Source organism: Paenibacillus nicotianae, from assembly GCF_042681745.1.
GTDB lineage: Bacteria > Bacillota > Bacilli > Paenibacillales > Paenibacillaceae > Saccharibacillus > Saccharibacillus nicotianae.
In genome coordinates this window covers 1,145,764-1,165,844 of sequence record NZ_JBHUGF010000010.1, presented here as the reverse complement: position 1 = coordinate 1,165,844, position 20,081 = coordinate 1,145,764, and the positions used below count along the sequence as shown (strand labels likewise).

Annotated in this window: 14 protein-coding genes; 3 read left to right on the top strand and 11 right to left on the bottom strand. The window is 39.0% G+C overall.

Going from position 1 to position 20,081, the window contains the following annotated elements:
- Positions 1 to 5: 5 nt before the first annotated feature.
- From ACFSGI_RS09395 to glgB, 4 genes are all read right to left on the bottom strand, one after another.
- Positions 6 to 2,762 carry a PAS domain S-box protein gene (locus ACFSGI_RS09395; RefSeq protein ID WP_204823866.1) on the bottom strand — a complete coding sequence of 919 codons (2,757 nt, stop codon included), beginning with the start codon at positions 2,760 to 2,762 and terminating at the stop codon, positions 6 to 8.
- Between the two features lie 71 nt (positions 2,763 to 2,833).
- Positions 2,834 to 3,673 carry a hypothetical protein gene (locus ACFSGI_RS09390; protein ID WP_204823865.1) on the bottom strand — a complete coding sequence of 280 codons (840 nt, stop codon included), beginning with the start codon at positions 3,671 to 3,673 and terminating at the stop codon, positions 2,834 to 2,836.
- A gap of 202 nt (positions 3,674 to 3,875) precedes the next feature.
- Positions 3,876 to 5,309, bottom strand: coding sequence for a glycogen synthase GlgA (glgA, locus tag ACFSGI_RS09385; RefSeq protein WP_204824969.1), 1,434 nt, complete (start codon positions 5,307 to 5,309; stop codon positions 3,876 to 3,878).
- A gap of 16 nt (positions 5,310 to 5,325) precedes the next feature.
- Complete coding sequence (gene glgB, locus ACFSGI_RS09380; RefSeq protein WP_204823864.1) at positions 5,326 to 7,248, bottom strand: 1,4-alpha-glucan branching protein GlgB; 1,923 nt, start codon at positions 7,246 to 7,248, stop codon at positions 5,326 to 5,328.
- A 296-nt stretch (positions 7,249 to 7,544) separates the two neighbouring features.
- Between glgB and ACFSGI_RS09375 the strand changes: the two genes are divergently transcribed.
- The gene (locus ACFSGI_RS09375; protein ID WP_204823863.1) at positions 7,545 to 8,747 is read left to right on the top strand and encodes a glucose-1-phosphate adenylyltransferase; all 1,203 of its coding nucleotides are present in this window, start codon (positions 7,545 to 7,547) and stop codon (positions 8,745 to 8,747) included.
- A 131-nt stretch (positions 8,748 to 8,878) separates the two neighbouring features.
- On the opposite strand, the gene ACFSGI_RS09370 is transcribed toward ACFSGI_RS09375, so the two are convergent.
- The 6 genes from ACFSGI_RS09370 to ACFSGI_RS09345 form a co-directional block, all read right to left on the bottom strand.
- The gene (locus tag ACFSGI_RS09370; RefSeq protein ID WP_204823862.1) at positions 8,879 to 9,955 is read right to left on the bottom strand and encodes a GNAT family N-acetyltransferase; all 1,077 of its coding nucleotides are present in this window, start codon (positions 9,953 to 9,955) and stop codon (positions 8,879 to 8,881) included.
- A gap of 26 nt (positions 9,956 to 9,981) precedes the next feature.
- Positions 9,982 to 11,385, bottom strand: coding sequence for a sensor histidine kinase (locus tag ACFSGI_RS09365; RefSeq protein WP_204823861.1), 1,404 nt, complete (start codon positions 11,383 to 11,385; stop codon positions 9,982 to 9,984).
- On the bottom strand, positions 11,385 to 12,083 hold the full coding sequence (locus ACFSGI_RS09360) for a response regulator transcription factor (protein WP_069325954.1): 699 nt from the start codon (positions 12,081 to 12,083) through the stop codon (positions 11,385 to 11,387). Before ACFSGI_RS09360 ends, ACFSGI_RS09365 begins: the two co-directional genes overlap by 1 nt.
- A 14-nt stretch (positions 12,084 to 12,097) precedes the next feature.
- Positions 12,098 to 13,381 carry a hypothetical protein gene (locus ACFSGI_RS09355; RefSeq protein WP_379283038.1) on the bottom strand — a complete coding sequence of 428 codons (1,284 nt, stop codon included), beginning with the start codon at positions 13,379 to 13,381 and terminating at the stop codon, positions 12,098 to 12,100.
- 12 nt (positions 13,382 to 13,393) lie between these two features.
- A complete protein-coding gene (locus ACFSGI_RS09350) occupies positions 13,394 to 14,119 on the bottom strand; it encodes a phosphonate ABC transporter ATP-binding protein (protein ID WP_204824968.1) in 726 nt (241 codons plus the stop codon).
- A 161-nt stretch (positions 14,120 to 14,280) separates the two neighbouring features.
- Positions 14,281 to 15,465 (bottom strand): MFS transporter, encoded by a 1,185-nt coding sequence (locus tag ACFSGI_RS09345; RefSeq protein ID WP_379283036.1) that lies wholly within the window; start codon positions 15,463 to 15,465, stop codon positions 14,281 to 14,283.
- A 244-nt stretch (positions 15,466 to 15,709) separates the two neighbouring features.
- Here ACFSGI_RS09345 and ACFSGI_RS09340 point away from each other — a divergent pair, with 244 nt between their 5' ends.
- A complete protein-coding gene (locus tag ACFSGI_RS09340) occupies positions 15,710 to 16,627 on the top strand; it encodes a helix-turn-helix transcriptional regulator (protein WP_204823859.1) in 918 nt (305 codons plus the stop codon).
- Between the two features lie 12 nt (positions 16,628 to 16,639).
- The gene (locus ACFSGI_RS09335) at positions 16,640 to 17,407 is read left to right on the top strand and encodes an HAD family hydrolase (protein ID WP_204823858.1); all 768 of its coding nucleotides are present in this window, start codon (positions 16,640 to 16,642) and stop codon (positions 17,405 to 17,407) included.
- 63 nt (positions 17,408 to 17,470) lie between these two features.
- Here the strand turns inward: ACFSGI_RS09335 and ACFSGI_RS09330 are convergent, their stop codons facing one another.
- Positions 17,471 to 19,795, bottom strand: coding sequence for a type IA DNA topoisomerase (locus tag ACFSGI_RS09330; protein WP_204823857.1), 2,325 nt, complete (start codon positions 19,793 to 19,795; stop codon positions 17,471 to 17,473).
- Between the last annotated feature and the right edge of the window lie 286 nt (positions 19,796 to 20,081).

Sequence of the window (20,081 nt, the reverse complement as noted above, 5' to 3'; positions counted from 1 at the left end):
TTGTATTATTTTTTACCATGGTTTTGAATATACTCCGACCATTTTTCCAATTGTGCTTCGATTTCATGGATACGTAGTGGTTTGGATACAAAATCTTGCATTCCACTTTCTATACACAATAACTGTTCTTCTTTACGCGCAAATGCAGTAACAGCCACAATAATTGGAGAAGGCTGATGAAGATGCTGTTGGCGAATACGGCGGGTGGCTTCCAGACCATCCATAATCGGCATATTTACATCCATAAAGACCAGATCATATGACTTACGATTGGTCGCTTCAACAGCGGCTGCGCCATTCTCTACAAGGTCTGCCTGATATCCTTTTTTACTCAAAATAGTTAACAATACTTTTTGATTGGTAGTATTATCTTCTGCTACCAAGATACGCAAGGGGCCATATAATGAAGCAGGAACAGCCGGTAAAGTAGGTAACGACTCTTCGACGACAGGAATTTCTGGATAGTCATCTGCATTGAGTATCAGTGTGAATGCGAAAGTCGCTCCCCGATTGCTATTGCTTTCTACACGAATAGAACCGCCCATCAACTCGATAATCTTTTTGCAAATTGATAATCCAAGCCCTGTCCCACCATACCTGCGATTAGTCGCTGTGCCGATCTGAGAGAATGGTTGAAATAACTTCGCTTGCTGATCTTCCGGTATACCATGCCCTGTATCTTGCACCGAAAATTCGATAACAATAGATTGAGTATTGATCTGCGGTTTCAAATGAGCTGTAATCAGTACTCCACCATAATCTGTAAATTTAACTGCGTTGCCGACCAAATTGATCAGAACTTGTCTTAATCGATCTTCGTCCCCTAGTAGATAAGAAGGCAATTTGGGATCAATATGCGTATTAATAAATAGTTTCTTTTCCTGCACAGGAATTGCAAAAATATCGGTTACTTGATCCAATAAATGTTGAATATTGACTTCACTATATTCCAATTCCATACGTCCAGCTTCGATTTTACTAAAGTCTAATAACTCGTTCAGAATCTTCAATAATGCGTTATTACTATCCATAATAATCTCAGCATATTCACGTTGTTCTTGCGTTTCTAACGTATCAAATAGTAACTCAATCATACCGATCATACCATTCATCGGCGTACGCAACTCGTGACTAATAATCGCTAAAAATTCAGACTTGGCTCGATCTGCTTGTTCTGCAACTTCGCGGGCTCGTATAACCTCATTTTCTTCAGTACGATCTTGAAATACAATAACAGCTCCTACGCGTTCTCCATTATCAATAATAGGTGTTACACGATACGATGCTAGAAAACTTGAGTTATCTTGTCGCCATAATACAGCTTCTTCTCGATAAAGCGGTTGACCATCGATAACCGAACGCAAAATCGGTGTATCGCTTGCAAGTGATGGGCTACCATCTGGTTCACTTTGTTCAATTTGCTTCAAATGGTATTGATTCATCATAGAATCGACATCGTAGCCTAACATGGCTGATCCAGCCGGATTAATAAAGGTTGTATTGCCCTCTAGATCGACTCCAAATATCCCTTCGGAAACAGAGTTAAGGATAAGTTCTTGTTGATTACTTAGATTTTTGATTTTAGCCAAATAATGATTACGTTCTGTAATATCATTAATGATCCCGTACACACCTACAACTTCATTTTCTACATAAATCGGTACATTAGTAACATGTACCTCGATCACATGACCATCTTTATGAAAAGTGCGTATTTCGTATGTTTGAGTTTCACCTTTTTTGGCTAACTCAAAATGATGATTGGTTTTTTCCAGATCATCAGGATACACAACAGGCATATACAACTTATCTTTCAAATCTGCAATGGTGTAACCCAGAAGGTCTTCCATACTTTTGTTCATAGATAGATACGTGCCATCCATACTTAATGCATTAATACCGATAGGATTATGTTCAAATAAAGATTTATACCGACTTTCGCTTGCTTCCATTCTTTGTTCTTGCTCACGTCGCTCTGTAATATCGCGTGAAACAGCTACTACATACTCTACTTCACCTTCATCGGTATACGTGTAACGGCAAGTCGTTTCCGACCACATATATGTTCCATCTTTGCGACGGAAACGGAAAGTCACCGTTTCTGGATCAACTTGAACTTGTTGGACAGAGGTTAAGTAGTCTCGTACTTTCTCTACATCTTCTTCATGTACATAGCTTAGTCCGTCTTTGCCTAACATCTCTTCAGGTTCATAACCTAATAATGTTTTACAAGCCGGTGAAGCATATAAATAATGAAGGTCTTCTGACGCTTCATGACGTGAAATAAAATCAGATGTGTGATTGGTAATCAGACGCATTTGCCATTCATTTTGTTGTAACTGTTCTTCGATTAATTTCCGTTCTGTAATATCTCTAGTTACTGCCAGCACTTCAACTTGTTTACCATTTTGATCATATACATATCGACATATCGTTTCTGCCCAGAAGTAAGAACCATTTTTGCGCAAAATACGGTAAGCTGCTGTAGCATAATGGCTTACAATTAAGCTCATAGTCACATGTTCTTTAACTTCTTCTATATCATCAGGATGAATATAACTAAATCCACTCGTGCCTTCTAATTCCTCTGGTAAATAGCCCATCATTTCATAAGCTACATTAGACACAGAAATGTATGTTGATCCTTTGTCTATACGATGACGACTGATTAAATCATTAGAATAATTAATAATATTGTAGTAGTGGTTTTCATTAGATAATAATCGTTCATATTCTTCTTTGCTTATCGTTACTTCACTCATATCTGCCTAACGCTCCCTTATGTTGAGCAATGCTGTTGCCTATTATAATGAAATGGATCATGTACGTAAGGCTAGGAAAAATATTGTAACAATACTTCCTTTACACATATATCGTCAGAACAGTGAGGACACTTCACTCTTCCTCCTAAATAAGGAAGCTGTGCTAACCAAAACGACATTTGCAATGAAGCCATATACGTATATAACCAATTCAGATCTGTTTGGTGCTCATATTTTAGATCAGGTATTACTTTTTCAAAAATAGCATCTGGCTGAATCACTGGATCTTCCCTATATGCTCTCCATTCGGTAAGATCACTATTGGTATCTGTCCAAATATAGATTTGCTGATCACAGTAAGAACAATCCACTATATATTCTTCACCATCACTGTACGTTAACAAACATCTTGCCCACTGACGGTATCCTTGAAAAGCGGCTGTAGCAGATAATATATACAATTTTTCACTTTCTTCGATTAGATGTACCTGCATTATCAATTCTGTTATACGTTGTTGAAGCTGTCGAAGTGAATCTGTATAGGATTGATAAATATCTTTTGCTTCGGTATGATCAAAGTTGGCAAAATAACGATACCATGCTTCTGCAATATCGTTGTTATTAGCAGAAATGGGCAGTTCATTCCATGCTTCAAACATCCCACATGCTATATAAACATCGATAAGAATAGAATAATCCGAATGATGTAAAGCTAGCTCTACTACATAAGGTACAGTTACATATGTACAAGGATAGATTGTATTTTGATGATACAGCTCTTCATAATATAATGCTGTTGCTTGTTCTTGATTGTAGTGTTGTTGTAATTGCTGAATGTGTAAAGGAATATGTCCACCGTTACCATAAGGCCCATCTAACAATTCCCATTTTGTGCTTGTTAGGCTTAACATACCTGCCCCACTCCTTGTACGTATTGAGATGATCTATAGCTTAATCAAAAGTAAGAATACCTTCTAGCTCTTGATTGATCTATAGATCATGATTATTGAATCTTCATAGTGATAAGGATAAGAAAAGGCTACCCGGTATTCTGTATCTTTTGGGTAGCCTTTTTGACCTCTTAGCCTGTATCTTTTTACTATTTCACTATAATTACGCTTCTGATGCTTTACGATACACTTCCAAATATTCTTGCGCAGATACCTGCCAGCTATACTCACCAGTTATCGCATTTTTCACAACTTTTTTCCACTCTTTAGGCTGGTGATAAATAGATAACGCGCGACGAATCGTGAATAACATATCATGAGCATTGTAAGCCGCAAATGTAAATCCAGTACCTTCTCCTGTAAATTCGTTAAATGATTGTACAGTATCATTTAATCCACCTGTTTCGCGTACGATCGGGATACTACCATAACGCATCGCCAACAATTGACTGATACCGCAAGGCTCGAACTTAGAAGGCATTAAGAACATATCGCTACCTGCATAGATACGACGTGCTACACCCTCGCTAAATCTAATCTCTGCTGCAAGTTTAGTCGAATGACGAGCGACTGCTTCGCGGAACCAATCTTCATATTCTGGCTCCCCTGTGCCCAAAATAACAAATTGTACATCATCATAATATAACAATTCATCCAGCACACGAGTCACCAGATCTAATCCTTTCGATTCAGCCAGACGAGTAACCATCGCAATCATAGGAATTTTGGCATCAATAGGTAATCCCAACTCTTCTTGCAAAGCTAGTTTGTTAGCTGTACGTTTGGCTGTTGCACTACGATAGTTACTGGTTAGATACGTATCGGTTGCCGGGTTATAACTTTTCGTATCGATTCCATTAACGATTCCATGTAATCGATCTCCTAGAGAACCAAGCAATCCTTCTAATCCGTAACCGTAATATGGCATTTTGATCTCTTCGGCATAGGTTGGACTCACTGTAGTCACTTGATCAGCGAACACCAGTCCACCTTTCATAAAACTTACATTGCCATGATATTCAATTCCATCTGATTGGAAATAACGATCATCCATACCTAGCAAATCTCCCAGAACGGAGTAAGGGAATATTCCTTGATATAGCAGATTATGAATCGTAAATACACTGTGTATGTTAGCGTAAAATGGATTATAACGGTATTGTGCTTTGAGTAGCATTGGTACCATTCCTGTATGCCAATCATGCGCATGAATAATATCCGGTTGGAAATCGACTGCTGGTAAAATATCTAATACTGCACGATTGAAAAATGCAAAGCGCTCTCCATCGTCTCCATATCCATAAATACCATCACGTCCAAAGTAATATTCATTATCAATCAAATAAACCGTAACTCCATTTTCAATATACTGCATAATGCCACAGTATTGACTACGCCATCCCACTTGCACTTGAATGATTTTTAGCAAGACAGACTTTTCACGAATCGGTGCAGGAATACTTTTATAAAAAGGTAACACAACCCGTACATCTGATCCTTCTTTTTGTAGCGCTTGAGGTAATGCTCCTATAACATCAGCAAGACCCCCTGTTTTGATAAAAGGATTCGCTTCTGCTGCTGCAAATAAAATATTCATCATTTATGTCCTCCTTCTATAGTTTGCGTCTACTTGAGGTTCGACGCTTTAAAATAATGACACTAAGTGGTGGTAACGTTATTTCTATACTTTGTTCTTGCTGATGAAAAGGAACTTTCTCCGAAAATAGTAACGATTCTGTTCGTCCACCTGTTCCGCCAAAGCGAGGTTCATCACTATTCCATATTTCTTCATAGGTTCCTGCTTTTGGTACACCTACACGATAATTCACCTGTGGAATAGGTTGGAAATTAATCGCTATAATCAGTGTATCGTTTGTTTTCTTTCCTTTTCGCATATACGTAATTACACTACGTGCAGCATCATCTGCATTTAACCATTCATATCCTTGCCATTCATGATCTTGTTCCCATAGAGCAGGTAATTGAAGGTATAGATGATTCAGTTCACGCGTATAATTTTTCATTTTCTGGTGCATATCGTATTCAAGTAACAACCAATCCAGTTGATCTTGATCTTTCCATTCGATAAATTGCCCAAATTCACCACCCATAAATAACAACTTTTTACCAGGATGAGTCATTTGATATGCCAGCAATAAACGCAGACCTGCAAATTTTTGCTCATAAGCGCCAGGCATTTTATCTAACAACGATTTTTTACCATGCACTACTTCATCATGGGACAATGGTAGTGTTGCATTTTCAGCAAACGCATACGTGATCGGGAACGTTAATAAATTGTGCTTTTCTGGCCGTTGCTCAAAATCAGATTCCATATAATCGAGCGTATCATTCATCCAGCCCATACTCCATTTATAGTTAAAACCAAGCCCATTTTCATGTGCAGGCTTAGTTACTCCCGGCCATGCACTTGATTCTTCTGCCATCATTAAAGCATGAGGATAATATTGGAAAATTGTTTTGTTAAGCTGTTGCAAAAATAAAATAGCTTCTTTATTCTCAGCTCCACCTTGTTCGTTGGGCTTCCATCCTCCAACCGTTTCTCTTCCAAAATCAAGGCGAATCATACTGGTTACAGCATCGACACGTAGACCGTCAAAGTGGAACATTTCCATCCAATATAATGCACTTGAAATAAGAAACGAACGAACTTCCGGCTTGCTAAAATCAAATGATAATGTTCCCCATCCGATTTTCTCTGCTCGATCTGGATCAGCATATTCATACAATGGAGTACCATCGAACATACGCAGTCCATGAGCATCTTTGGTAAAATGCCCGGGAACCCAATCCAAAATCACACCAATATTGGCTTGATGACAAGCATCTACGAAATACATTAGCTCTTGCGGAGTTCCATACCGACTTGTGGGTGCAAAGTATCCTGTACTTTGATAGCCCCAAGATAGATCATAGGGATGCTCAGTTAATGGCATCAATTCCAAATGCGTATACCCCATATCGACCAAATACGGGATCAAAATATCTGCTAACTCACGATAACTATAAAAGCTACCATCTTCTTTTTGTTTCCATGTTCCAAAATGCATTTCATAAATATTTAGTGGCTTGCGATAAGGAGCACGACGTTTGCGTCTCCACACCGCATCATTCCATGTATATCCAGATAACGAAGCAACTACCGAAGCTGTTGCTGGACGTACTTCGGCATAATGAGCATACGGATCAGCTTTGAGAAATGAATCTCCATTAGATGAAGTAATATGATATTTATATAAAGTTCCTTCATGAATATTTGGTAAAAAACCTGTCCATACTCCCGAGTTGGAAAGTTTATGTAATTGATAATGTTCTCCATCCCAATTGTTCCAATCTCCTGCCACACCAACGTGTGTTGCATGAGGTGCCCATACACTAAAACGTACACCGGATTCTCCATTTTCTGATGTCACATGAGATCCAAAATGACGATACGTATGATAATTGGTGCCTTCATGAAAAAGATAAAGTTCTTCTGGAGTTGGCTCTCCGTAAACTGTCCGTTTTTGACTCAAAACATCACCCCGCTAACTAATAAATGTATACATGATTTTATCATGATTTGATATCTTCTTTATCTATTCTAATTTATTATCACCCTGATTAGAATAGGTAAACGATTTAAGTCACTAACTACAACTATTACCCTTCTTTTATAAAGTTGAAAAGACTCCATTTCGCACAGAAAGGGGAACATAAGATGAGGAATGAAAAAATTTTACAATAAACTTGTTTCAAGCATTATCTTTGAAGGTTATAAATTATTACATCATCATGAGCGTTGTCATTATATAGTTGGAGGGAAAAGTTAATGAAAAATCAAAAGTGTGTTGCTATGTTGCTGGCCGGAGGAGAAGGGCGCAGACTCGCACCACTTACATCTATTGTAGCCAAACCAGCTGTACCGTTTGGCGGAGACTTCAAAATTATTGATTTTCCTCTCAGTAATTGCGTGAATTCAGGTATCGATACGATCGGTGTACTGACGCAATATGAAGCTGCATCGCTTCATGACCATATCGATCAAGGGGATGCTTGGTCTACATCCGATCTTCAAATGAACATCTCTCTGTTGTCTTCTGAAGCAACAGGTGAATATATGGGAACAGCCGACGCGATTACAAAAAATATCGCTTATCTTGACGCGCTCAATCCTGAAAATGTTTTGATACTTTCTGGTGATCACATTTATCATATGGATTATAGTGATATGATTGCTTACCATATTCAACATCAAGCAAAAGCTACGATTTCGGTAATGGAAGTTCCATGGGAAGAAGCTAGTCGCTTTGGTGTCATGAGTACTGACTCTTCTATGAATGTTACCAAATTCTCTGAAAAGCCTGCTCAACCTGAAAGCAACCTAGCATCTATGGGTATTTATGTATTTGACTGGCAATATTTGAGACGTCATCTGATTGAAGATGCTGCCAAAGCAGATTCTAATCATGACTTTGGTAAAGATATTATTCCGCAAATGCTTGCTGAACATCAAATCGTAGTAGCTTACGAATTCCAAGGTTACTGGAGAGACGTTGGTACTATCGATAGCTTATGGGAAGCTCATATGGATATTCTAAGCGATAGTCAACAATTTGAGCTGAAAAATGAAGCTTGGCCTATGTTCTCCCCTAGCTTACAAGTAGAGACTACAATTGCTCGTGAGCGTCAAGTACCGAACTGTTCTATGGTAAGTGATCAAGCGATCTTAGAAGGCGATGTACAACGTTCTGTTGTATTTAATAACGCTGAAATCGGTAAGTTTGCTCATGTTCGTCATAGTGTGATTATGCCCGGTGCGGTAATTGGCAAACATGCTCAAGTGGAATATGCTATTGTTGCTGAAGGTGCGGTAATCAAAGAAGGCGCTGTGATTAAAGGTACTGCTAATGATATTAAAGTAGTGGCTCCTTACGAAATCATTCATGCTAAACCTGTGGTTCGTACACAACCTGCACGCTTACTTCAAGAAGTATATGAGAAGTCCAGCAGATTACGTGCTGGTGGGTTGTAATCTAATAACGACAACATACTATTCCTTTATAGAATAGTCATTATAAATAAAAAAGCGGTAGCCATTAGGCTATCGCTTTTTTTGTTTGGTTTATTGGATTACATTCAAATGCGTATCTTCTGCTTACTGAATCATGTAGATTGCGATTGGAGCGCTCTCCACTCATCTTCAAGAATACTCATTTCATATACACTATAATATTGTCCATCTAACCAGGAAGAATCTCGCATTAATCCTTCTTTACTGAATCCACAAGATTCATACAACTTGATCGCAGATACGTTATAATCGTACACCCCTAAAGTTATGCGGTGCATTCCTAATGTATCAAAACCGATCCGCAATAACTCTTGAATGATTTGGCGTCCATATCCTTTGCCTCTTGCATTAGGGTCACCAACTAGCAATTTTGAGATACGTGCAGATAGATTAGTGCGATCAATTCTACTTAATGCTACATGTCCGATTTTGTTATTTGTTGTTCGATCGACTACGATATAGATCAATTGATCTGAAAACAGAGGATGATTAGAACCTTCCAAATGAGCTTCAAGATCGGTAGTGTCTAGCGGATATTCCCACCCTATTCCACTCCACTGTTGCAGAAACTTGGCATCACCTGACCATCCCAATAAATCATCAAAATCTTTTTCGAGAAAATACTCTAATCGAATCTGATGATCTTTGGCAGGTGGAAGCTTCTCATAAAGACTTGCCAAACGGCCTTTTACTTCATGAGTACCCATATAACGAAAATCTTGACTTTGATAAAAGCGATTCAATGTAGGTAAATGTGCCATACAATCAAGACGAAGCCCTTTTTTGCCAGATGTTAATGCATAGTTAGTAGCCCACTGAATTAGAATAGCACCTAATCCTAGACTCCTGAAATCTTGATGTACTGTTAAACGATGCAAATACAAATAGTCTTTATCATCTAAATGTTGCCAGTAATCGGGATCTCCCGATTGTAGAGTGAACATCGCTGCTGGTTGCTCACCTACATAAAGAAGAAACACTTCACGTTCTGCAAAATAACTGTCAATCAACTCCGAAGTAAACATTTCCTTTTTCCACTGTTCGATGCCTTTAGATGCCATCCACTCTGCCGCGTTCACTAACAAAGAGGTTACCTGTTCGGCATGTTGCTGATCTGCTCGGATTATGCGAAGTTGCAAATCTCCAGCTTGTGGTTGTTGTAATGTCAAATGGTTATCCTCCTTACATCATGAATTTACGTAAGCTGTAATATTTCTTGTTGTTTTGTTAAAGGAAGCTCGATCATCACTGTTGTACCTTTTTCAAGTTCACTGTCAATATACATTTCCCCGTTATGCAATTGTACAATTTGCTGTGTAATAGCAAGTCCCAATCCTGTACCGCCTCTGTTCGGATTCACCTGGAAAAAGCGATCTTTTACTTTTTCTAAATGTTCCCGACTGATGCCTATACCTGCATCTTGTATCGATATGCGTACACGTTCAGGTGACACTTCTGTTAGCATAATAAAGATTGTAGATTCTTCCGGTGAAAATTTGATCGCATTATCAACAATATTTAGAAAGACCTGTTTTAAGCGATTACCATCAGCTTGTACGATAAATGGACGCTCGCCCGGTTCTAATTTGAGCTGAATTTTTTTCTGTTCTGCTTTGGCCCAGACATTAAGCATCGTTTCTTGTAGTACTTCTTTGAGATTCACTTCACCAATAACCATTTTCATCTGATTTTGTTGTAGTTTTGAGAAATCGAGCATTTCTTCTACCAGTCCAATCAGACGGTCAGTTTCTTTGGAAATAATACTCATACCCAGCTTTGTTTCTTCAGGATCGAATCCTCCCGAAACCAATGTCTCACTCCACCCTTTAATACCGGTAAGAGGTGTTCTCAATTCATGTGAAATCGAAGAAATAAAATCGTCTTTGATCTGATTACTACGAATAATTTCTTCCGCCATATAATTTAGAGTAGAAGCAAGCTCACCAATTTCATGAGGATAATTACCTTTGATTCGGGCATTAAAGTCTCCTTTTGCCATTAACGTAGAGACACCAATAATATTGTTCAGCGGCCTTACAATCGAGTTAGCCAACCCTAGACTGACGACAAGCACAATAATCAAGACTGCGGCTCCCACGCCTACCGCAACCATCGTAATCGTTAATAACTTCTGATTGACACGTTCTAGCGATGTCACATAACGCACCAGATAATTATCACCATTAACTTGAATTTGTCGGGTCACTGCCATAACGTTTTCACCAGTGCCTGCTTGCTTACCAATCCAGCGACCGGTAGATCCTGCTAATGCTTGTGGAATATCACCGGTCTGAATCGGTTTATCTACTCTAAAATTAGTCGAGTTTTGCAATACATTTCCCAGTGTATCCAGAAGTTGAACTTCAACGGTATCACCTAACTCATAACGCTGAATAATCTCTTGATATTTCACAGGGCTGGACTGATCGCTGATAATGTTCTGCGGTACATCTGTAGAGCTATTGAGATAATTGTAAATACTGTCGTAATAATACGTACGCATAGAGAATAAAAAGACTAACTCTACCAATAGCAACGCCAGAAATACAACAATAAAGTAATGCAAAACAATCTGGCGGCTAATGCCTTTTTTGATCATTAGGACTCCCGGCCTCTCCATTTATAACCATGTCCCCACACCGTTTGCAGGAATTCAGGTTCAGACGGGTTGTTTTCGATTTTTTGACGCAAACGACGAATATTTACATCTACAATTTTGGGATCGCCCATATACTCTTTGCCCCATACATGATCTAACAATAGATCGCGACTAAGTGGTGTATTTTCTTTTTCAAGGAAAAATTGAACCAATGAGAACTCGGTTGGTGTCAATTCGATTTGTTGACCTTTTTTCTTAAATTGTTTTGAGATCAGATCCAGTGTAAATGGACCCGATTCAAATGATACTTTGGTATTCGATTCACGTTGTACATTGACACGACGTAGCAAAGATTGAATACGAGCAATCAATTCTGTTGGGCTAAATGGTTTGCTGATATGGTCATCTGCGCCAACAGATAAAGCATACACTTTATCTTGTTCTTGCACTTTCGCTGTCAAAAAGACAATGCCAATGCGTTCATTTTTTTCACGAATACGACGACATACTTCAAATCCATCAATACCCGGAACCATTACATCAAGCAAAGCAATATCAATATCAGGAACCGTTTCTAGCATATGCAGAGCTTGCTCACCGTTCTCTGTCTCTATGACTTCAAATCCATTTCGCTTCAAGTTAATAATAATAAAACTGCGGATAGATTCCTCATCTTCCATAATTAACACTTTACTCATAAAAATAGACCTCCTCAATTCAATATCAGATTATTTTTTGTGTTTTGCCAGAGTGCAATATATTGATCATTGGAGGTTGTAATAAGCTCCCAATCTTTATTCGTTTGATTGTTCCATTGAGCTGAAGTAAAGAAGCGAACTTCTGCTACTTTTTCTCCGGTATCTTTCAATATAAAGCGCAAATCTTGATCTTTATTAGACTTCGTATCGAGTGTGATTTTATCGTTCCATTCCGGTGCAAATTTCAATACAAACCGTCCTTGATCATCTCGATATTGCTGACTCACTAACTTTAGACTATTTTGTTCATCCCACTGATAATAATAAATAAAGTATGGGATTTCGCTTGTTTCGATATTTTCCCAACCTAATGGAATTTGTAGCATTCCAATTTCCAGTATGCCATCTCCATTAACATCATCGCTATAAATCAACGAATCTTTGAATGTAGCGGCTTTGCTAATCGGGAATACATCTCGAAGCTTATTATTTTCCATCACGATTAAATGGGTAAATCCAGAAAATGAACCTAATAATTGATCCATAATAATTCCATTTTGATCTTTAGACACTTTGCCAGCGACTACATTATAAAACCCTAACGTAATCGTTGAATCCAGATCGATTGAATCAACTTCCTGGAATCCATCTTTGTAACGGAAATTCGTGATTGTCAAATAACTATTACGGCTCATGTACATCGTTGTCAGATCATCAACACCATCACCGTTCATATCCAAAATCTCATAATAAGTGTAAGGCTTTTTGTCTACAATATTCAACTCACCTTTGTCATAACTATAGATCACCAAGTTTTTTTGCAGGCTATCTACTCCACTGCTCGTTGTATTGATCGCATTGGAGTACCCTACAATCAGATCTTTATGTCCATCATGAGTAATATCTTTGATTTCTACACTTTCCAGTACATATCCTTGCCCTTCAATATCTCTTTTTTTAATCCAATCTGAACCGGATTGTTCAAAAATCATACCGTTGATTCGAGCATCAGAAGTGGTATAGAAAGCAATAGCTTCCATTTTGCCGTCTCCATCCAGATCTGCTTGTTGAATCCAATCATTGGAATTACCATTTTTGGGATTGGCAAGCTTGGCACCGGGGGGTAAAGCTGCTTGGATTGTACTACTTAGTGTCTGCTTATCCGAAGGTAGCTGTGGTAATTGCATAAGCCCTTTCGGATCTGAAATGAGTTCACAACCGCTTAGCAGGATCAATAACGTTGTTACTGTCGCCAGGCGTACCCATAGATTCCATTTCAATAGTATCACTCTTTTCATTAACTAAATCTGTTATAACAATCGACGCTCTGCACTGGTCAATCTCCGACCTTTAATATCAAAAGAAATATGTCCTTCTTGTAGTCCAATAATGCGTGTTGCATATTTTTCGGCTAGTTCTAAAGGAATCACAGTAATGATAGTGACCCGTTCACTACTGCATAATGCACGAAGTGTTTTGATCACATCTTCACCAGATTTGGGGTCAAGTCCTGTAATAGGTTCATCGGCAAGAACTACTTTGACACCATGAGCAAGAGCACGCGCTATGGCGACACGTTGACGTTCACCACCGCTTAATGTACTTGCTTTTTGGTGAGCTTTGTCTAACAATCCTAGACTTTCTAATACATCCATTGCTCCCATATAGTCATCCGAACGCACCATACCTGTTAACATACGCCAGATGGGTGTCTGCCCTGCTTGTCCAATCAATACATTTTTGAGAGCTGTTCGTTCAGGATGAAGCTGAGGACTTTGTTCCACATAAGCCCATTCGCGCGAGATTTTGCGTTTACCGCTAAATCCCGCTTTCATAATATCGATATCTCCTACTTGAAAGCTACCGTCTGTCCACGATTCTTTCATCGCCAGACATTTAAGTAATGTACTTTTACCGCTACCGCTCGGTCCCAAAATAGCAATCATTTCACCATGCTGAATTTCCAGGCTAATCCGATCCAATACTTTGGTTTTATTTTCACCGACCGTCTTTGTTAGATTCTCTATTTTGATCATCGACATCTATTATGAGCCGCCCTTCTTTATCTGGTGATTACTGGAATGAATTATAATTGCTATTGCTTATCATATTCATTTGTAGCACTTTGGTATGCACATAGAACCATTACTTATTAGTTTAGGGGAAAAAGCAAAGAAATGCCATCTACTGCGCCTGATTATTTTGATTTTTCTTTAAATATAAAACCAGTAGCCGCAAAAATCATATAACAACCACCCAAAACCCAAAACAAACTAGCCGGTGAACCCATCTCTATTCCTTTTCCTCCCAGAGCCGGCCCAATAATACTCCCTGCATTAAAATGAAAAGAAGCCAATACGTTCGCGGCAGGCAAATATACTTTGGGTAACATATCTGCGGCATAAGCCAGTCCTAACGAAAAGAAAGAACCGATTAAGCCGCCTGCTAATGCAAAAATAGCAGCGATTGCGATCATATTCGTTTCTGCCATAGGAACAAATAAAAATAGTAATCCACCCAGTCCCCCGCAGATCATCAACATCTTTTTGCGTCCATAACGATCACTTAATATCCCTAAAGGAAGCTGAAGGATTAATCCTCCGATACCGATAAAAGGAAGTAAGAACGCTATATCCCCTGTTGAAAATCCAACTCGCAATCCATACACAGGGAAATTGCTGTTCATTGCCGCTTCCATATATCCGTATAAGAAAGCAGGAATCAGCGCATACCAGGCCCAGCTATAACTTTTGGTAAATCGGCGTTGTGCAGGTTCATCGGTTGCTGTTTTTTCAGGTGTTCCATGTGGTAATTTCCAGATGACAAGAATCACAACAATCAGAAATAATGCTGCAAGTAGTAAAAATGGAGCGTATACTCCCCAATCTAATAATTTGATACCTAGCGGCCCGATACTGAATCCGATACCGTATGACATGCCGTAGATCGAAAGATTACGACCACGATGTTCTGAAGGAGTCATCATCAATACCCATAATTGAGCAGAGTAATGAACAGCACTGTCTCCAACACCGACTAATAATCTTAATACGAACCAGAAAATAATACTGGGATATAGCGGAAATAACGGCAATGTAATAAGTACCAGTAATAAACCGCCAAGCATTAATTTTTTAAATCCTAAAATACCTAATAATCGTTCTGCGACCAGTGTCATTCCAAATGAACCGATATATAATACAGCGGCGTTTAACCCGTTTAGTGTTGAAGATACCCCCATTTTTTCGAGAAAAATAGCCAGTACAGGTAATAACATTCCTTGGCTGATACCGGCTACGATAATAGCAATAATCAAAATAGCAAAATGAACTTTGGAAACTGAATGAATCGATTGCGAATGCTGGGACGATGTTTTGAGCACGATAGTTCCTCCAATTATGTAATGAAACAAGATGTAAATGAATCATCGAATTCCTCTTTTGCAAAATACCATCCGAACATTATAGTGGACAACCTACAAGTAAACAAGCCATAATAACATGATAATAACCGATATATTGACTTGATTGTAGACGTATAAAAAGGTTATATTGTTACACTATGTTGAATCTGAAATAAGATTCATCTATTGTTGAATAGATATTATTTGGGAGGGTTCTGGTTTCATGAGCTATGACGTGAAAATAGATGTGTCTCCGATCTACGATTTACTCGGAAGTTTTATGGTCTATGTGACCAAAAAATGGATTCGTGATATCGATCTGGGTTCAGAATGGATCAGAGACATCGACAACCAACTAAGCCCTGGAGTGCGTTCTGCTATATTAGAAGCTTCTTCGTGGCCTTTTGATGATTTTGATGTATTATATGCTTGGGCAAGCTGTCGTCATGCTGACGGTTCTGTTCGTGATTTTTTAAATCATTTAGAAAATGCATCTGAAGATGAGATGTGGAATGAGATCCACGAACTGCTACCGACTATGACGTTGATTGATACCAGACGTATCCAGACCAGTTATGCTCCACTGCTAAAATTATGGTATGAACATTACTTTCATCATATCGAAGATGAAATTCTTGAATTAATCACAGAAGATGCCAAAGAAAAAAAAGGGTTACTGGATAAAATGGACCCGAGCGCACTCATTGAATATGCTTCAGGCGGATTAGTGGTAGATCCTTTCCCCGAGTTAAATACGGTCATCTTATTCCCGACTGTACACAATCGTCCCATTAATACGTATTGCTTTTACGAAGGCGTATTATTGATTCAATATCCGGTTGATGTACCCGAACAAGATGAAGAACATCCACCGAATGTTCTTTTACGTATGACACGAGCATTATCCGATCCAGAACGTCTGCGTATGCTGCGCTACATTGGCGGTGAACCACGTTCGTTGCAAGATATGGCTCACTATTTATTACAACCGCAAGAGTCGCTTATGCATCATCTGATGATGCTTAGAGTGGCAGGTTTATTGCGTATCCACCTCGGTAGAGGAGATATTGAACGTTTTAGTATTCGACAGGACGGTGCTTCTGAGCTTCAACTGTTCCTCGAATCGTATATCCGTATTTAAGGAGTGAATTACATGAAAGACATTCGACATCAGCACCTTATCTTTGATATGGATGATACGCTGATCCATTGTAACAAATATTTTAATCTTATTTTAGATGAATTTATCAGTCTGTTATCCGAATGGTTCCATAATCCAGAGGTAACGATGGAAGCAATTCGTCAAAAGCAAATCGAAATCGATGTAGCTGGCGTGCATAGAGTCGGTTTCGCTAGTGAACATTTTCCCAAATCTTTAGTTGAAACTTATCATCACTTCAGTCAATTAGTCGGACGACCTGTAAGTGAACACGAAGAAAATCAATTGCGTCTACTAGGTAATAGCGTATACGAAAAAGAAGTAGAACCTTATCCAGGAATGGTAGAAACGCTAGAAATTCTTCAACAAGCAGGTCATACCCTGTATCTGTATACCGGTGGTGAAACGGTAATTCAACAACGCAAAATCGATCAAATGAAATTAACATCTTATTTCGAAGACCGCATCTTTATTCGTCAGCATAAAAATATTCATGCGCTCGAAGAAATTATAAATTCGCATGTGCTTCCACGTCAGGATACATGGATGATCGGTAACTCTTTACGTTCTGATGTTCAACCTGCTCTACATGCTTCTCTCAATACGATTTATCTTAAACAATCTCATGAATGGGCATATGATGTTGTGCAACTTCAACATGATGATAATCTTCCGTTCTACACCATATCGCAATTGATTGAAGTACCTCAAGTCATTCATGAAAGTCTGACGCAACAGCAAAAGAAACGGACATCGGGTTAATTCCCGGTCCGTTTTTTTGTTTTTACTCGCCTATCGTGTATAACAAACAGCTACATAGTAGATTTATTTTACAGCTTCGACGATCAATTTGCCTGATTCCTGATCGACTAATTTGATGCGTCCTTTATGCGTTTCATTTCCTTTTTTAAAAGCAAGAGCTTGCGTCTCTCCTTTTTGCAATAACGTTTTGAGCATAGAGACTGATATTTTTTTACCCGCAAATTCTTTCCAGATTACAAAAGTACATCCTTGTTTGAAATGTGAACAACCGTATCCTTTGCGCCCTTCGATAATTTGCCCGCCACAATTAGCATTGGGGCATTTGCCAAGTGCTGTATGCTCTCCAGCCGCTCCCATCGATACTGTAGCTGTAGCCGAATTCGCTGTTGACGACTTGGATGCTGAGGTAGCAGTTGATTTGCTTGTAGGACGTTTTGTACTGCCGTTGGTTGTGCTTGTACTTCCTTTACTTGCGACAGTACGTGTAGATTTAGAAGAACGGTTCCCTTTACCAGCTGAACGCGAGTCATCGCCAAATCGTCCAGCAATCGCAGGCGATTGTGTTTTTACCTTTTCGATCACAGATGCCGCAAATTTCTTCACACTTTCTAAAAAGCGATCAGAATCTGCTTCTCCGCGTGAAATTTGATTAAGCCTACGTTCCCATTGCCCCGTCATTTCTGGTGAAGTAAGAAGTTCTACTCCAGCCGCACGAATCAATTCGATCGCAGCACGTCCTTTTAACGTTAACTCCATCTTTTTACCTTGAGTATTAATATATCCGACTTGCTTCAGTCGTTCTATCGTCGCTGCTCGTGTAGCAGGTGTACCCAGACCCGACTCTTTCATGGCATCACGTAATTCTTCATTCTCGATCTGCTTGCCTGCACTTTCCATCGCTTTGAGCAATGTACCTTCTGTATAATGCTTGGGCGGCTGTGTTGCTTTTTCTTTTACTTCTGCTTTGCTACATTGCACAGGCTGCTTCTCATCAATAACAAAAGGTTCTTGTACTTCTTCCTCTGGTTCCTCTTCTTTACCATTTTCATTTTTGGCTGAAGATTTATTGGAAGATTTGGATTTATCTTTATCAGGCAATGTGGCTTTCCATCCTAAAAACAACAATTCTTTGACTGCTGTTTTGAATGTTTCCTGCTCTACAGTTGTCATAACAGTATGATGCTTGTATTCAGCAGGTGGATAAAATTGTGCTAGAAAACGACGTACGATTAGATCATACAATTGCTGTTCTTCTTTGCTAAGTGTACCCGGCTTTTTCAACGTCGGTAAAATCGCATGGTGATCTTCCACTTTGGAAGGATTACAGACCGCTTTGTTATTAACATGTACCCGTTTACCTTCTGCGCCTTCTGCCAGTTGTTCATACGGTGTATTTTTGAGCATCCCTAGCACTTTATGCATACCATCAATATTTTGCTCGGTGACATAGTTCGAGTTAGTACGTGGATAGCTGATAACTTTATGCTTTTCATACAATGCTTGCGCAGTATCAAGAGTTTTTTTGGCGGAGTACCCAAATTTGGCATTCGCATCCCGTTGTAGCAATGTAAGATCATACAGTTTGTACGGATATTCTTTACTTTCCCGTATATCGTATTTGGTAATCTGTCCTTGTTTACCTTTGACTTTATCAACTATCGCCTGTCCTTTGGCTTGATCGGTAATACGATCGCCTTGCCAGACTCCTGTATAACTTTTGTCTGCTTGCTTGAACGTAGCTCTCACTTCATAAAACGTTTGCGAATCAAACGCTTCGATTTCTTTTTGCCGATCATAGATCAATGCTAATACAGGAGTCTGTACACGCCCTACAGATAATAAATTGTTATGCTTGATCGTAAACGCGCGTGACGCATTCATGCCGATTAACCAGTCTGCTTCACTTCGTGCTCTCGCTGCCCGGGTTAAATTTTCAAATTCTTGCCCGTCTTTTAATTCAACAAATCCTTTACGAATACTTTCCGGTGTTAGATCTGATATCCATAAGCGTTTGACAGGCTGTGTAAGCTTCAATTGACGCTGGATAAGCGCAAATATATGCTGACCTTCCCGCCCGGCATCACAGGCGTTTACAATGCGGTCACAGCGCTTAGCAAGTTCTCCGATCGTATTCAATTGATCTTTCGTTCGTGGATTAGGTACAATTTTAAATTGTTCTGGAATAATAGGAAGATCGCTGAAGTTCCACTTTTTATATTTGGGATCATATGCATCCGGTTCTGCCAGTCCTATTAAATGACCAATCGCCCATGTAATAATATATTGTTCCCCTTCCAAATATGTACGGTGATTGCGTGCTTTAGGCTCCATCACAGCAGCAATATTCCGTCCCATATCAGGCTTTTCTGCTACGATTAATATTTTCATTTCGTTCATTCCTTTCCGGGAATGGATTGTATCTTAGCGACAAAAAGGGACCACACCCTGGAGTGTAGCCCCCTTGCCCACGTACTTGCTATTGCTACCTATTATAACATAGCCTTATTCAAATTTCGATTGAAGTTTTATACGTATCTTTTGAACTTGGACTGATAATTCAAATTGAGATTTCCAGATGTAACACAATAAAAGCTACAGTACGCGAGAAGGATTCTCTACATACTGTAGCTTTTATAATCATCTATACAGATTATATTTATTAATTTTAAATATT

Bases quoted from the DNA above. Each gene is read 5' to 3' on its own strand.
- ACFSGI_RS09330 (WP_204823857.1), bottom strand. From the start codon at position 19,795: ATGAAAATATTAATCGTAGCAGAAAAGCCTGATATGGGACGGAATATT.
- ACFSGI_RS09355 (WP_379283038.1), bottom strand. From the start codon at position 13,381: ATGAAAAGAGTGATACTATTGAAATGGAATCTATGGGTACGCCTGGCG.
- ACFSGI_RS09335 (WP_204823858.1), top strand. From the start codon at position 16,640: ATGAAAGACATTCGACATCAGCACCTTATCTTTGATATGGATGATACG.
- ACFSGI_RS09340 (WP_204823859.1), top strand. From the start codon at position 15,710: ATGAGCTATGACGTGAAAATAGATGTGTCTCCGATCTACGATTTACTC.
- ACFSGI_RS09390 (WP_204823865.1), bottom strand. From the start codon at position 3,673: ATGTTAAGCCTAACAAGCACAAAATGGGAATTGTTAGATGGGCCTTAT.
- ACFSGI_RS09375 (WP_204823863.1), top strand. From the start codon at position 7,545: ATGAAAAATCAAAAGTGTGTTGCTATGTTGCTGGCCGGAGGAGAAGGG.
- ACFSGI_RS09395 (WP_204823866.1), bottom strand. From the start codon at position 2,762: ATGAGTGAAGTAACGATAAGCAAAGAAGAATATGAACGATTATTATCT.
- ACFSGI_RS09360 (WP_069325954.1), bottom strand. From the start codon at position 12,083: ATGAGTAAAGTGTTAATTATGGAAGATGAGGAATCTATCCGCAGTTTT.
- ACFSGI_RS09350 (WP_204824968.1), bottom strand. From the start codon at position 14,119: ATGATCAAAATAGAGAATCTAACAAAGACGGTCGGTGAAAATAAAACC.
- glgA (WP_204824969.1), bottom strand. From the start codon at position 5,309: ATGAATATTTTATTTGCAGCAGCAGAAGCGAATCCTTTTATCAAAACA.
- ACFSGI_RS09365 (WP_204823861.1), bottom strand. From the start codon at position 11,385: ATGATCAAAAAAGGCATTAGCCGCCAGATTGTTTTGCATTACTTTATT.